This is a genomic window from Bellilinea sp. (assembly GCF_034432615.1).
Lineage (GTDB): Bacteria > Chloroflexota > Anaerolineae > Anaerolineales > Anaerolineaceae > Bellilinea.
In genome coordinates this window covers 1-14900 of record NZ_DAOUBL010000214.1, presented here as the reverse complement: position 1 = coordinate 14900, position 14900 = coordinate 1, and the positions used below count along the sequence as shown (strand labels likewise).

Annotated in this window: 12 protein-coding genes and 2 tRNA genes; 6 read left to right on the top strand and 8 right to left on the bottom strand. The window is 49.3% G+C overall.

The features are described from left to right. From nrfD to VAE48_RS09550, 6 genes are all read left to right on the top strand, one after another. On the top strand, window positions 1-1319 hold a 1319-nt coding region (gene nrfD / locus VAE48_RS09575), incomplete at its 5' end, for an NrfD/PsrC family molybdoenzyme membrane anchor subunit (protein ID WP_322793101.1). 15 nt (window positions 1320-1334) lie between these two features. Beyond that, window positions 1335-1871: a quinol:electron acceptor oxidoreductase subunit ActD gene (locus VAE48_RS09570; protein WP_322793100.1), complete on the top strand. Its 537-nt coding sequence runs from the start codon at window positions 1335-1337 to the stop codon at window positions 1869-1871. Further along, complete coding sequence (locus VAE48_RS09565) at window positions 1862-2389, top strand: cytochrome c (protein ID WP_322793099.1); 528 nt, start codon at window positions 1862-1864, stop codon at window positions 2387-2389. Before VAE48_RS09570 ends, VAE48_RS09565 begins: the two co-directional genes overlap by 10 nt. A gap of 262 nt (window positions 2390-2651) precedes the next feature. Continuing rightward, window positions 2652-2861, top strand: coding sequence for a cold-shock protein (locus tag VAE48_RS09560; protein ID WP_061919749.1), 210 nt, complete (start codon window positions 2652-2654; stop codon window positions 2859-2861). A gap of 108 nt (window positions 2862-2969) precedes the next feature. Further along, window positions 2970-3059: transfer RNA gene (locus VAE48_RS09555), tRNA-Ser, on the top strand. 74 nt (window positions 3060-3133) lie between these two features. Continuing rightward, window positions 3134-3210, top strand: a tRNA-Val gene (locus VAE48_RS09550). 53 nt (window positions 3211-3263) lie between these two features. Here VAE48_RS09550 and VAE48_RS09545 read toward each other — a convergent pair. From VAE48_RS09545 to VAE48_RS09510, 8 genes are all read right to left on the bottom strand, one after another. Then, entirely contained in the window at window positions 3264-3980 is a 717-nt protein-coding gene (locus VAE48_RS09545) for an ABC transporter ATP-binding protein (RefSeq protein ID WP_322793098.1), read from the bottom strand. Continuing rightward, window positions 3977-8080: an FtsX-like permease family protein gene (locus VAE48_RS09540; RefSeq protein WP_322793097.1), complete on the bottom strand. Its 4104-nt coding sequence runs from the start codon at window positions 8078-8080 to the stop codon at window positions 3977-3979. Before VAE48_RS09540 ends, VAE48_RS09545 begins: the two co-directional genes overlap by 4 nt. Before the next feature lie 49 nt (window positions 8081-8129). After that, window positions 8130-9593, bottom strand: a complete 1464-nt coding sequence (tnpC, locus tag VAE48_RS09535; RefSeq protein ID WP_322793102.1) for an IS66 family transposase — start codon at window positions 9591-9593, stop codon at window positions 8130-8132. A 728-nt stretch (window positions 9594-10321) separates the two neighbouring features. After that, a complete protein-coding gene (locus VAE48_RS09530) occupies window positions 10322-11527 on the bottom strand; it encodes a M23 family metallopeptidase (RefSeq protein WP_322793096.1) in 1206 nt (401 codons plus the stop codon). A gap of 92 nt (window positions 11528-11619) precedes the next feature. Continuing rightward, entirely contained in the window at window positions 11620-12114 is a 495-nt protein-coding gene (locus VAE48_RS09525) for a hypothetical protein (RefSeq protein ID WP_322793095.1), read from the bottom strand. Beyond that, window positions 12111-13205 carry a dipeptidase gene (locus VAE48_RS09520; protein ID WP_322793094.1) on the bottom strand — a complete coding sequence of 365 codons (1095 nt, stop codon included), beginning with the start codon at window positions 13203-13205 and terminating at the stop codon, window positions 12111-12113. Before VAE48_RS09520 ends, VAE48_RS09525 begins: the two co-directional genes overlap by 4 nt. Window positions 13206-13298: 93 nt before the next feature. Continuing rightward, window positions 13299-14543, bottom strand: a complete 1245-nt coding sequence (locus VAE48_RS09515; protein WP_322793093.1) for a 30S ribosomal protein S1 — start codon at window positions 14541-14543, stop codon at window positions 13299-13301. Window positions 14544-14614: 71 nt separating this feature from the next. After that, on the bottom strand, window positions 14615-14900 hold a 286-nt coding region (locus VAE48_RS09510; RefSeq protein WP_322793092.1), incomplete at its 5' end, for a hypothetical protein.

Sequence of the window (14900 nt, the reverse complement as noted above, 5' to 3'; positions counted from 1 at the left end):
CCATGACGACCACCACGCGTAGATACTGGATCTGGCTGATCGGTCTGGGGCTGGCGGTGGTTGTCCTGCTTTTCGGCGCATGGGGCAACATGATTTTGACCGGTATGGGCGTTGCCGGCATTCGCCGTCCCGTCTTTTGGGGCGTGTTCATCGTAACCTTCGTGTTTTGGATCGGCATCAGCCACGCCGGCACATTCGTTTCGGCCATCCTGCGCGTTTTCAAGGCGGAGTTTCGCCGCCCCTTTACCCGTGCTGCCGAGCTGATGACCACCTTCGGCCTGGCAGCCGGTGCGCTTTACCCACTCATCCACCTTGGTCGGGTGTGGGTGTTCTACTGGATGATACCCTACCCCAACGCACGCTGGCTCTGGCCGAACTTCCGTTCCCCTCTGGTGTGGGACTTCCTCGCCATTACCACCTATCTTCTCTCCAGCACCATTTACCTCTACCTGCCGCTGGTGCCGGATCTGGCCATGGCGCGCGACCGCACCAAAGGCTGGCGGCACACCATCTATAAAGTACTGGCGCTGGGTTGGCGCGGCACCGAGGCGGAATGGTACCGCCTGCGCAGAGCCATCAACATCTTCGCCTTCGCCATCATCCCGGTCATGTTCTCGGTGCATACCATCGTTTCCTGGGACTTTGCGGTGGGCATGGTCGCCGGCTGGCATTCGACCATCTTCGGCCCCTACTTCATCATTGGCGCCATCCTTTCCGGTGTGGCAGCCGTTGTGACCATTCTCTTCGTTCTCCGCAGCACCATGAAACACTTCGACTACTTCATCCGCGTCGAACATTTTGATGCGCTCGGCAAATTGCTGCTGGTCTTTTCGATGGCATGGGCTTACTTCTTCTTCAACGAGTACCTGCTTTCGTGGTACGGCGGCGATGCCGCGGTCAAACAGGTGTTGACCCTGCACGCCACCGGCCCGGCTGCATGGGTGTGGTACACCATGCTGATTTGCAATGTGGCCATTCCCTGGCTGACACTGTGGAACAAGACCATCCGCCGCACGCCATGGGCCATGTTCATCATCACCCTGCTGATCAATGTGGGCATGTACGCCGAACGTTACACCATCATCCCGCTCACCCTGGGTCATCAGCGCAGCCCCTTCGACTGGGGCATGTACAACCCCCGCTTCACCGAAATCAGTATTGCCCTGGGGACGTTGTGCCTGTTCATGTTCCTCTACCTGCTGGCTTCCCGCCTGATTCCACTGGTACCGGTTTGGGAAGTGCAGGAAGGGCAAATGGCTCACCGATTGCGCAAAGTGGGTAAAGCCGAGGTACCCTCGGTCACCGAGCTGGAAGAATAATCAAGGAGCAAAGCTATGACTGCAAAAGTCGTTCATCTGGCTCTATTCAAAGAAGAACAAATTGACCACGCCGCCGAAGCCATCTCGCGTCTGCACGAACTGGGCATCCGCGATCAGGATATTTCGGTCATTTCCGGCATCCCTTACTCGGAACGCATCCTCGGACGGCCAATGTCCTGGACGAATATCGGGCGCATCGGTCTGACTGGCGCCGTGCTGGGATTTCTGGTGGCATCTTTCCTGAACTTCGGCACACCGCTGTTGTATCCCATCCGCGTGGCAGCCATGGGTCTGACCCCCATTCCCACCGCCATCGTGGTCACTTTTGAACTGACCATGCTGGGATTGCTGATCAGCACCTTCATCGGGGTCTTCGTCGAAACCATTTCGCCGTCCTTCGGTCCCAAAGGCTACCACCCCAAAATCAGCGACGGTCACATCGGTATCCTGTTCAGCGGACCGGCGCAACTGGATGAAAAATTTCATACCGCGCTGGGCGAACTGGGAGCGGAATTGGTGCATGAGGTAGAGGAGGAGAAGTTATGGCTGTAGCCAAACGCTTGATCATCGTTCTGGTGGTGCTTGCCAGCCCGCTGGCGATTGGCTTGCTCTTCACCTACGACATCATCAAAATCGAATGGATTTCCTTCATGGAAATTCAGCCTTCTTACCGTTCAATGGAAGACCCCCTGCCGCTGCCGCCGCGTTCGGTGCCGGTGCAAGGCGCAGCCTACATTCCTGAACTGGGCGCGCCGGTCAACCCCATCCCCGCAAGTGAGGATTCCATCCAGCGCGGCAAGGTCTATTACGACAACGCCTGCGCATTGTGCCATGGGGCCACCGGCAACGGCGGCGGGGCATTTTCCGGCTTCCTTGTGCAATATCCGCCTGCCAATTTGATCAAACCCGATGCCAACGCCCGCCAGCTCAGCGATGGTGCCATTTTTCTGACCATCACCAACGGTATCGAAGGGCGTATGCCGGCACTGATTGACAATCTGCCCACTCCCGAAATGCGCTGGGATGTGGTCAACTACGTGCGCTACCTGCAGCAGCAGGCTGCCCCCTGATGGAAGCAGGCCTCACTCAATAAAATTCTGCCGCCGGCTCTTGCCGGCGGCTTTTTCTAATGAAACTCTAATGTTTGATTCGCGTAATTCGTGTTTTCTTTTCAAAAGTGTGTTACAATAAACATCGTTGAGGGTCAAAACCTCAATGGTTACAGAGATCGCGTCACGGTTCAATCGCCTTCCGATTTCGGTAGAGGCGATTTTTTTGGTGGCAAGATCGAAAAATCATCAAATCTTTTTAGTAACAAATGGAGTATCTCAAATGTCTGATCGTGTAGTAGGTAATGTCAAGTGGTTCAATAGTGAAAAGGGTTACGGTTTCATTTCCCAGGAAAACGGCCCGGATGTCTTCGTCCATCACACAGCCATTCAAGCGGAAGGCTTCCGCACACTGAACGAAGGGCAAAAAGTTGAATTTTCTATCGAAAAGGGTCCGAAAGGCCTGCAGGCCGCCCGCTTGACCATTCTGTAAAATTCTCAACTCAACAGCCAAAACACCTCTGCTCACGCAGAGGTGTTTTTTGTGTGTGCCGTTTTTTATGGTATAATCTTCGCGCCCGGTGATGTTCACGCCGTGTTTGGAGAGGTAGCGTAGTCTGGCCTAACGCGCGCGCCTGGAGAGCGCGTGTACCGCAAGGTACCGCGGGTTCGAATCCCGCCCTCTCCGCCATCATTCCCCGGATTTGCAATCCGGGTTTTTTCTTGCACTTTCACCACCGTTCGATTATAATAAGCATTGCAAACGGGCGGTTAGCTCAGCTGGTTAGAGCGTTGCGTTGACATCGCAGAGGTCGTAGGTTCGAGTCCTATACCGCCCACCAGAAATCAAAAAGCCGCTGTCTGAAGCGGCTTTTTGATTAGCGAAATAAAATATTTAGAGGTTACTACAACTGAAGAGGCTTTTTCGAATATCCCCATCCAGTCTTCCATCTCTCAATGTATAAATATAATCGGACTCGGCTGAAATACGCAAGTCATGCGTTACCAAGATGATCGTCAAGTCCTTTTTTTCCATCAGAGTTCTAAATAATCTTACAATTTCAAAAGAAGTTTTCGAATCTAAATTTCCTGTAGGTTCATCAGCCAAAAGGAGCAATGGATCATTAATTAAAGCACGCGCAATTGCCACCCTTTGTTGTTCCCCACCAGATAACTCAGCCGGCAAATGATTAATACGATTTCCAAGGCCGACCCATTCTATAACCTGCAATGCCTTTTCTCTTAAATCAAATTCTAACGAGCGTTGGTAGGGAAGTAAAGGCAACATCACATTTTCAATCACATTCAGGGTAGGCAGAAGGTGATAGAGCTGGAATATAAAACCGATATTCTGTCTGCGAAATGCTGCCAATTGATCGTCCGAAAGAAAAGAATAATCGACATCGCAACATATAATTTGACCTGAAGTTATCCTATCAATACCTGCAATGAGATTAAGCAAAGTGGTTTTTCCACTCCCTGAAGGCCCGATAATTGCGGTAAGCTTATTTTTCTTTATCTCTATGTCCAAATTATCTAAGGCTATGACTTGATGAAAGACGGTATCATACACTTTGGATATACCAGAACAAATTACAATTGATTCTTTCATTTCAACTCACTCATCAGGTTTTGAAGTGCAATATACGAAAAGGAAGTAAATTGAAACAATTTTTGCTTATCGATTGTTGAAATATGATCGAGAGACGAACCGATAAATTCATTTCCAGCCCCGCAAACCCCAAGGGATGGTAGATTCGCCGAAAGCAAGATGGATAACGATGGCTGACAGGTGTAATTCGTTGATCTTATGGAAACACCAACCAAATCACCCGTTCTAATGATTGAATTTCGCAAACCCTCAGGACTTTCACTCAGCCCCATCTTATTTTCCATCAATCCCTCCATCCATTCAAGCAAATCAGGATCATCCAGATTGAGGGTCATCATCCAGTTATCTCGAACGATGTATTGACCTTCTTTCATAACCCGTTCGAAATCTACCCCGTTATCAGACATAGATGGTGATCTCATGTCATTATCCACTGCGACATATTGCCAGTTCCCACTTTGTGAAATATCAATAACCCCCACTACACTTGGAAGTTCATTTTTATGATTCTGAATATAACTGATCAGCCCACTATACTGACTTGCCAATCCTGGAAACCAAAGAAAATGAAGCGTATAAGGCGTTCCGCTTTCAGAAAATTTTCGCGCCAGTTCCATCAAAGTAACTGTTCCGGAAAGACTCAAATCCGCTGCAGGGGTACCCTCTTTGGCATCATAATGGGTGGTAACCCAAATTTCTTTCTCCGGATATACTGTGCCCGGAATAGTCACCTTTATAATCCTTGCTTGATAAAATTCAATTTCAACATTCTTGTCGAGCATCTTTTCAATATCAGAAACTTTTTCTTCAGGGTCTTGTATTGCAACACCCGCAAAACCTAATGGAAGAGGACAATTATTTTCAAGTAATTTCTTTAAGGGATTAATAAATTGAGCAGGCTGCCGGCTATCGCTACCGAGCATCAACCATCTTTGATTGAGCGAATCACAAACTCTCATCACCTGATCTATTGGTTTATATATCAACGATGCTCTCTGGTAAGGAAGGTTTGAATTTAATTTCAAATGGGTTGCAGAAGTCACTAGAGTTAATGGACTATCATCCAACCGATATGGAAAGAATTGAAACAATAGATTTTGTTGTTGATTAAAAAGGCTTGCAGTTTGGTAAGGAACCCATTCTTCATTGACAGTTAAACCCATAGTGGATAATTGCTGATGCAGAATATCAGCAACCCTCTCAGCGCGAGTGCTGCCCGGCATTGGGGATTCCATTATCCTGCTTAGGTTTTCGATGGTATCCACCATTCGATTTTTATCAATATCCAAACTGTTTACATCATCTGTAACAATAGTGGCTTGCATAGATGAAAAAGTGGTATCAAGAGCAGGAATCTCGCCAGCAAAAATTAAGATACCCAAGAGTAGTGTTAACAGAACTAGAATTGGTATAACCAAAATCCTATTTTTGGAGGACGACCTTGTAGGAAGTCGAAGGTAAGCGATAGCTTTTGAAGTACCAAACCAACAGGTGGTTAAAGTCAACAACAAAACAAACCCTAATATATAAAGGTTGAAGATTAGTATATTTGCAGAAAAGTCTTTCCATAGTGAAACTACCACCACTCCTAACACTCCGCCGATAATACCAAAAATTCCTTCTCTCAGAAAACTCTCATAAAATACTAGCTTAAAGAGATGATTCTTATCCCACCCAATGTATAGCAAAGATTTAAGATCAGATTCCCTCTGCCTGACATTAAGCCCAATATTTTGGATGACAATCAATAACCCAATCATGAGTGAAAATAATGCCAGAGCCACGTAATAGGGCGAAAGGCTGATGATTAATGTTGTTCCAAGTAAACTCAGCTCCAATTCTCTTTTATATAGCACCCATATATTAATCACCGAATGAAAGGTAAAAGTGGTTAGGCCGAACGAAAGTCCATTCAATAGGCTCCTTCTCATCCGACCTCTCAGCTGGTAAAGAACCAACTTTTTAAAATTAAAATTAGCAGAGGATAAATTCCTTTGCTTAGAAGTTTCATCGAATTTTAGAAGATGAATGGTTTTCTTTTTCAGATCACTCACAATCACAGGAAAACTTGATAATATGGATACCATTCCAACGATGCCGCCAATTGCCAGGATTTCGAGAGGATAAATATTAAGGTTTAACCAGTAGGAAAGAGGAAAAATCAAAATTGTAAGAGGGATAACTCCCCACACAGTGATTAACAACTGATACTTTACCAATCTTCGAATAATATGGTCATTCTCCCATCCCAGAGCCTTCAACAAACCAATTTCAGGCAGTTTAGAAAGAATAAATAGATTGGTATTTGTTAGGATCAAAAAAATAACACTAAGTAGTAAAAGAAGGACAAGAAAAAGGTTTATGATATCAAGACCGCTCTCAATATATTGGGTAAGTCCCAAAGAAGTCCAATTTTCTTCTACATACCCGATCCCCGGAACAAATAAAAGTATTTTCCGCGGTGATGAACCGGCCACAATGTCAACATGTAGCCCGGTTTTCTCCTGTATTTCAGATGCAATTCTTTCAACTCTACGGACATTTTCAGGGGAATAACCTGATATATCACGTATCCTCACTCGAATCGCATCAATATAATCGGGTCGTCCTATTAAATACTGAGCAGCTTCAAGGGTCGTTAAAGCTAACGGGGGTCTTGGATTGAAACCGCCCGGGTTTAAACTTGGAGTAACAAACTTTGCTTCAACAGGGTTACCATCTTCATCGTATCGCAATACCTCTTGTGGTGGTTCATAAATTCCTAGGGGAACATAGGATATTGGATCTATTCTATTGCGCACAGCCTCGATGTTGTATACTCCCTTTACATCAGGAATAAAGGGTGGTGGTTTGATTGACTCCAACGAACGAAAAACTGTCTGATAATTTGCAAGTAACGGTAGATTCTCCAAGAATGTTGGATCAAACATCTGGGCTGAATCGGAATTCAGCTCACTCTGGATAATTTCTTCCCATCTACCATATGGTCTGATACTAAAGTAAGAGGGAAAACCTTGAGAACCTTCATGAAAATCATATTCAAAAATTCCTGGACGCAGTATGATATTCGAGTCAAGTCGGATAAAACCTCCTTCCGCTTCCAGGCGGGGTGGCTGGTTTACTGAAAAAATTACTGATTGTGGCATAAGAGGTCGGAGGGAATTCAATAACTCATATTGATCACGAATCAGAATCTTCCCTCGGTGGTCAAGTTCTGTTATTTTTTCTCGCAATATATCCCCTGAACTATCGTTCTTTAACTTTAAGATATCCTCCGCCTGAATAGGTATCGTTCGAACCTTCAAATCAACACCTAGGTTGACATAGGTCTGGCGGTTTACAATTAACGGTATTTTTGCCGCCATTCTCTGTTCAAGCTGATCAAATCCTGTTTCAATTTGCTCACTTTTTAGATAACTTCCCTCTTCAATTGCACTATCCAACCCGATTAACTTTGCTTCTGCCTCAGGATCAATACCTGCCACAAGTATCCATTGAGGGGGCAAAGACCCTAAATTAAGAAAAACCCATTTCCCCAACATCCCGGAACCCGTGAAAGATAAATCACCTCTCAAGAAATCATTAAACAGAGAATCATCTTCGCCTTCAGCAAAATAAGCGCTGACTGTTGGAAAATCTTGAATAATTGCCTCTTCCCCATGCCATCCAATTTTCAACTCATACAATGTGTTCGGAAGATAAGGCTCAATCTTGACCGCTATGCTCCCCAAGTCATTCATCATAAATCCAATAGTCGAAATCGGAGCTGCAATTTCTACATCCGGCAAACTTTTTATCCATTCATACTGTTCCTCCGAAATCCCCCCTCGTGCTGCACCGAGGTAATTTCCTTCGACCATCTGAAGTTCTCTTTCCAAGCTGGTAATAGATGGCTGGGGTCGGATGAGCAAATCATACACACCACGCCAGTGTTGGGAAACTTGGGCGGTTGTTTTTACTTCTATGCTGCGAAGGATCATTAAGAATGACAAAAAACCAAAATATAAAATGATCAGGCTAATAATTGTGATTTGAACTTGACTTTCGGATGCACTTATTAGCCCGATTTGAATTTTTTTTCGTTTAACGGAATTATTCATTTCTACAAAAATCAGGAAGCCATCTATTATATAAAATAAAAGTAACTACTCAGGCATTCGATGAGAGGCGAAGCTGAAGAAAAGGAGGTGCATAGGGTGAGCCAGACAAAGCCAATTGCAGGACATCCAAAACGCGTTGACCGTTTTTCCGAGCGGTGGAGATGTAACTGCGGATGGTGCAAAAAGTCTTAGCGCCTTCTTGAGAGCGAAAACACCCCGACACTTTCTGCTTGAGTTTGATCATGCGCAGGTCACGTTCAGCCTGGTTATTGTCAAACAGCACCTTAAAATCGTACATAAAAGCCAGCGTTTCCCGCTTACACAGCTGCAAATGATCGAGCAGGTTTTTGGCCGGATGTTGTTTGGGCTTGCCCCGTTTCCTGGGGATTGGCTCGACCGGTGGAGCAACCGGGTTGGCCTGAAAGCCTGCCGTGAGAATGGCATCATAGCGGGCTTCAAAGTCGGCAAATTGGGCAGGCGACAAGTGCTCCTGATCCGGTTGGGCCGCCTCCACAGCGATTTTGATCTCCCCTAACAGGTCGATCATCTCATTCGCCCAGCTTTGTTGATACTGCTCAAAGATAAAGGTTAGCTCGCGCAGATGATGGGCATTGCACAAGGCATGGCGCACGTTTTGGTACTGAAGATAGGAGCGGTAGGCATCATGCAGCGCGGTGCCGTGGAAGTACGGGAAGATCCCCATGGCTTCTAGGGCTTGCTTGCCGCGCTTGGCGTGCGCTTCATAGTAGGTCAGCAACGCCGTACAAGCCACATGGAACCACCACAGGCCTTTTTCCACCCGCCCACCGGTTTCATCGAAGTGCCCCGGCTCCTCGGTTTGCTGCAATTCCGCTTTGATCGCCTGGTAGACAGGTTGCACCCGCTGCGCAACGGTGTGGCAGGCTTCGGCAATCGTGCCTTCACTCACCGATTGGTCATACAGGTCTGCGAGGATCTCAGCCGTGCGTTCCAAGGGCACAAAATGCTGCTGATGGAAGTATACCATCTGCGCCTTGAGCCGTTCGCCATACTGCACCGGTTGGCCAACCGCCGCTGGAAAATCCGCCTGGGTGAGCATGTGGCAGATGGGACATTCCTTGATTTCCGCCTGATGTTCGGTCACTTCAACTTGCACCGGTGGCAGATCAAACACCTGCCGCTTTTCGTAGTCTTGGGCGGGCACTTCTTCCAACGCTGCCTGACAGCAGCGGCAGTGGTGCACCCGATGGGTTTCGACATGCGCTGCATGCGCCACCATCTGCAGCGTGCTCCCAGGATGACCGGGCTGTCCGCCGCTCTTCTTCCGGCTCTTGTTGCGCAGGCTTTTGGGTTTCTTTTTCAACCCATCGCTGGAGGGTGGCTTACTGCTGTTATTGCTGTTTTTCGCCATCTGATCTTCCAATTGCTGAATGCGCTCGGCCAGTTTTTGAAAGGTAGCGTAAAACAAGGCGACCATTGCTTCTTGCCCTTGATCGTAGGCTGCTTTGATCTCTTCTTCGCTCGCCAGTCGCAGTGGTCCATCCCTTAAGTTTCACTGACTTTTATGTTTTTGACAATGTTTTTGTGCCATTGTTTTTATGGCTGAGCAGTTACAAATAAAATTGAATAGATATACTCTTACTTATACACCGTGGTCGTAGCATAGGATGGTCCTCCAACACCGGACAATGTCCATGTTTGACGAAAAGGACTACTACCCCCACACAAGAAATCATGATAAAACTGATACGGACCCCCTGGAGCATATCCACAGGTTTTGTAGGACCCGCAAAAATCTCCCCAATTCACCTGAATACAGTAACTGCTACCTTCACCTTGAATATAAACATTCCATACTGCTCTATATTGTGGTGAAAAAACGGTTTGTGCAGAGGGTGACACAGATATCTCTGCTGGAACATAATTCGGCTGAGGAGGTATTTGCTGATTTCCCAATACAACTTTGCTTCCTAAAGAAAGAATCATAACCACACCTGCGAAGACAATGATAAGGGATTTCTTGATCTTTACTTCTTCCTCCGCTTCCTGAATACTTGACAATTCCGCACATAAATTGTACAAAAAAAAGACAAGTATGTCAAGTGAAATATTACAATTTTATTACCATATCCTATTGTGCTTTTTTAATAAATCAAATAAATCAGCGAATATAATCCCCGAAAAACATCCAAAGCAAAAACAACCCACTTTTTTGGGAGTGTTTTTTCGCTAAAAAAATAAGCGAAAGATAAGGTTTGCACCTCACTGCAGGAAATTCAGCGGATCCACCTTGCCGTATACATCACTGCGCATTTCGAAGTGCAGATGCGGGCCGGTCGAACGCCCGGTTGAGCCCATCAGGCCGATCAGGTCACCCTGATAAACACTCTGTCCGCAGATCACATTGATCTGGGAAAGGTGGGCATAGTAGGTCTGCCAGCCGTTGCCATGATCAATCACGATCAGATTGCCGTAGCCAAAATCGTTCCAACCGGCATAGACGATCACCCCATTATCGGAGGCATAAATGCCCACCCCGGTGGAACCGCCAATATCAATGCCAAAGTGGTTGATTTCCGGCTGGTAGCGGTAACCGGAGATGTAACGGGTGGCCGCCGGCCAGACGAAGGTGCTGGTGCCCACAGCTCCATCATACACCGTGCCGCAGTAGCCCGGTCCCACCGTTTTGGCAACTGCCGGGTTGTCGCGCGTGATGCGCGGCATGTTCCAGGTAATGAACTGCCCCTGCCCGCCCGGCACAAACAAGACCGTTCCCGGTTCAATATTCGGGGCGGCAAAATCTCCCACGCTTTCCAGCGTCAGGTTATTGCCCGGCCAGTTGATGATGTCTTCCGGGGTAACCTTGAAGAAGCGGGCAACCGCGTTCAAACCATCCCCGGCGTGCCATTCGTACACCGCCCCATCGGTTGGCGGAATTTTGATCACCTGTCCGGGTGTGATCCAGTGCGGATCCCCCAGTTCTTTGGGGTTGGTCCACATCAAGGACTGGGGTTTTAGACCGAATCGATCTGCAATGGTGAACAGCGTATCACCCGCTTGAATTTCGTATTCCACAAACTCAAAGCGCGGGCGATTTGGCAAACTGGTATGCAGCAAAGCCAACCGGAAAATGCCCTGAACCCCGTTGTTGGCCGGTAATTCAAAGCGCGGCGGCTCAATGGGGGGGGTGGCCGTGGGCAGGGAGGCAGCAACTGCCGCCGGCTGGGGCGCTGCAACCTGCCCTTTCAGGTAGAAGTTGCTCATCACCCATACCACCATCAGAACCAGGGCCAGGGATGCCAGCCCACTGCCTACCCGATAGGAGGCTTCGCCCAGTCCCATCTCCACCAGCGTCTGCCATAACTCCCCCAATGAACGCGGGTTGGGTTTTGAACTGAGCGAATCGTTCTGTTCGGTTGAGTCAAGATCGGCACGGAACGGATCGTTCGATGTCGATGATTCGGTCATGAATCAGGTTCCTTCTCTGGACAATATAACACATCTAAAACGGATGGTCAAGCGACGCTTAACCTACGCACATTCTACGCAACGGCAGGCAGCTACTTTTTTTGGCGGTCACCAAACGGAATCAACATCAAAAAACCAATTGCAATGAGGATTTGACCAATTTCAACGCCGCGCGCCTGCCACGGGCCAAAGTAGGGTACACCCGGCAAGGGATGGCTGCCCGCCCCAAACACATCCGCCATGCCGGCAAACACGGCAATCACATAACCGGTGGCTACCATGCGCAGGCCAATATCGGCCAGGATGCTGGGCTGGCGTTTCTTCCACAGCGACATCAGGCTGATATACCCGCCAATGCAGATCAACGCCAACCCCACCAGAAAGACGGCAATCTGCACAAAACCAATCACCGGGCTGCGGTCCAGCCCAAACAGACTGGGGCGCGCCCCCATCAAAAAGACAACAAACCCCAGCAGCGTGAGCGACAACCCAATCCGCACCCGGCGCAGGGAAAAAGTCTGGTTGGGGCGGCTTTCAACCGGTTGCGCCGCCGACTTTGAGGATGGTGTGGGTTCTGCGGAAGTCATGCGGGTAGGGTTTGCTCCAGAATTCTCTGCCAGTTGGCATGGGAAATGGCGTGCAAGTCTTGTTCCGAAAAGCCGCGCTCCATCAACAGGTCTGCCAGTTTCGGCAGGTCGGCAATGGTATCCAGCTCCAGCGGCACGGCCGGGTAACCAAAACCGCCGTCGAAATCGCTGCCTAGGCCAACATGCCGGACGCTGCCGGTGACCTGACAAATATGATCTACATGATCAGCCAGATGTGCCAGGGTTACCCATTCGCGCGGTTCATGATTTTTCCACCCGCTGCGTAAAAAGCGGTTGAACGGTACCACTCCAATTACCCCGTCGCGCTCTGCCAGCCTGCGAATCACCCGATCCGATAGATGCCGACGGGTGGCCAGCTCATCTTTCAGCAGGGCGGCGGCATTGCTGTGGCTGCAAACAACCGCACCTTCGTAACGGTCAAGCGCCTGCAAAGCGGAAGTTTCATTCATATGGGCAATATCCAGAGTATAGCCGATTTCCGCCATTTGTTCCAACAGGCGGTAGCCTTCGCCGGTGAAGCCGTCTCCTTCGTACATTCCACCGCAGTAGCGCGTTCCCGCCCAAACCGGGCCAATCAGGCGCACACCCGCCCGCCACCATTCTTCCAATTCGCGCTGATCACGGACACCTTCCGCGCCTTCCATGCTCAATACCAGCCCAACCGGTTGGGAATGCGAAGGAAACTGCGGCGGCTTCGCCTGCCAGCGTCCGATGTGCTCCAACAATTCAGCACGATTGCGCAGCAGGCAAAATTGATCGGGTGACTGATCACACAGGTTCAGGTAGTAATCCACTTGTGCCCGCGTCAGGCGGTAGGCTTCCTCAGGTGTGGCAAAGTCCAGTTTCTCCCAGGCGCCGGTTTTGTAACGGCGCGGCATGACAAACAACGTGGCTACAATCAGGCCTATTCCCCCGCGCTGAAATTCTTCCCAGCCGCACAAGGCTTCCCCATTGACCAGCACGGTTGGACTGCCCGCCTCACGTTGGCGCGTTTCGTAGGCCGAAAGACGGACATCCCTGCCAAAGGTCAGGGCATTGTAGGCAATGTCTTGATGAGCGTCAATCCACAAAAGGGGTTTCATCGAATAGAGGGGGGAGTGAAAGAGACGCCCTGAAACGGCGTCTCTTTAATCTTACACCTGTTTTTGAACTCACCTCATGGTTTAATCCGCAGATTCAGCCGGGGGTTGTTCGCTTTCCTGTTCAGAGTCATCTTCTTCAAGCACTTCTTCGAGCGCCATCCAGTCCAGATCGGCATAAGCCATGGACTCCACCCGGCGCAGGCTCAACCCAATCCGGTGTTTTTCGGCATCCACTTTGATCACCCGCAGGGTAACCACATCACCTTCCTTCAACACCTCTTTGGGGTGCTCGATGCGTTTTTCGCTGATTTCGGAAATGTGGATCAAACCCTCCACATCGTCATCAATGCGGGCAAAGGCGCCAAACTTGGTCAGGCGGGTAATCGTGCCTTCGATCAACTGCCCCACCTGATAACGGGAAGCTTTTTCCATCCACGGGTCTTCCTGCAATTGACGGATGGAAAGGCCAATGCGTTTTTTATCGCGGTCAATCGAGATGATTTTTACTTTGACTTCCTGCCCAACTTTCAGCACCTCGGAAGGGTGCTGAATGCGATCCCATGAGATTTCGGAGAGGTGCACCAGTCCATCGGCGCCGCTGATGTTGACAAATGCCCCAAAATCGGCCAGACTGGTTACCTTGCCGGTGCGTACTTCCCCTTCCTGCAGGCTGTCAATGACGCGCTCTTTGATGGTTTCGCGGGTTTCGGTGTTGGCTGCCCGCTCCGAGAGGATCAGGCGGCGGCGTTCGCGGTCCACCTCAATCACGCACACATCAATTTCCTCACCGATCATCTTGCTCCAGCGCTGTTCGGGGGTTTCTCCACTGCTTTCGGCGCGACGCGAAAGGCTTACCTGCGAAGCCGGTACAAACCCGCGCAGTCCGCCAATTGGAACAATCAACCCGCCTTTGTTGTAGCCGATGATTTTGCTGTGATAGGTTGCTTTAGAAGCAAGCAGCGATTCGGCTTCTTTCCAGCTGGCTTCTTCGCGGGCGCGGACGTAGGAAAGCACCACATTGCCGCTGGAATCTTCGGGATTGACGACATAAACGGGAATTTCCATCCCGACTTTCAACTGTTCCAGTTCCTCACGCGGGATGGCTTCATATTCCTTCCCGCTGATGATACCTTCGGACTTGGTACCCACGCTCACCAAAATCTGACCGGGGGCGATACTGGCAATCATGCCCGTGCGAATTTCCCCTTGTTGAGGGAAATCAATCATTGCACCTTCCTGCTCTAAAAGGGAGGCCATGTTGTTATTTTCTGTCTGATGATTCTCGGGCTGGGTTTCCTGCTCGAGCGGTGCGTGGTTTTGGTCCATACGATCCAATACTCCAATGAAAAAAGTTACTGCCCATTATAAAGGCGATTAAGCATCTTGACAACCCTTCATTAATGCCGCCGGCGTTTCTTTTTGCGTGCCGAACGCGAAGCCTCATTGCCGGCTTCAACTGCCGCAGCCGGTACACCTTCGGTTTTGGCTGGTGTTTCGCTGCCGCTGCGGTCGCGTTCCACCTGAACGGTGGCGCCGCGGCTAGGCTGGAAGGTGAACATGCGCGCCACCACCCCCGCCCGAATATCTTTGAGCAGCTGAGAGAAAAGTTCCGTGGCTTTGCTCTTGTATTGCACCAGCGGGTCGCGCTGGGCGTAGGCTTCCAATCCAATCGAAACCCGTAAG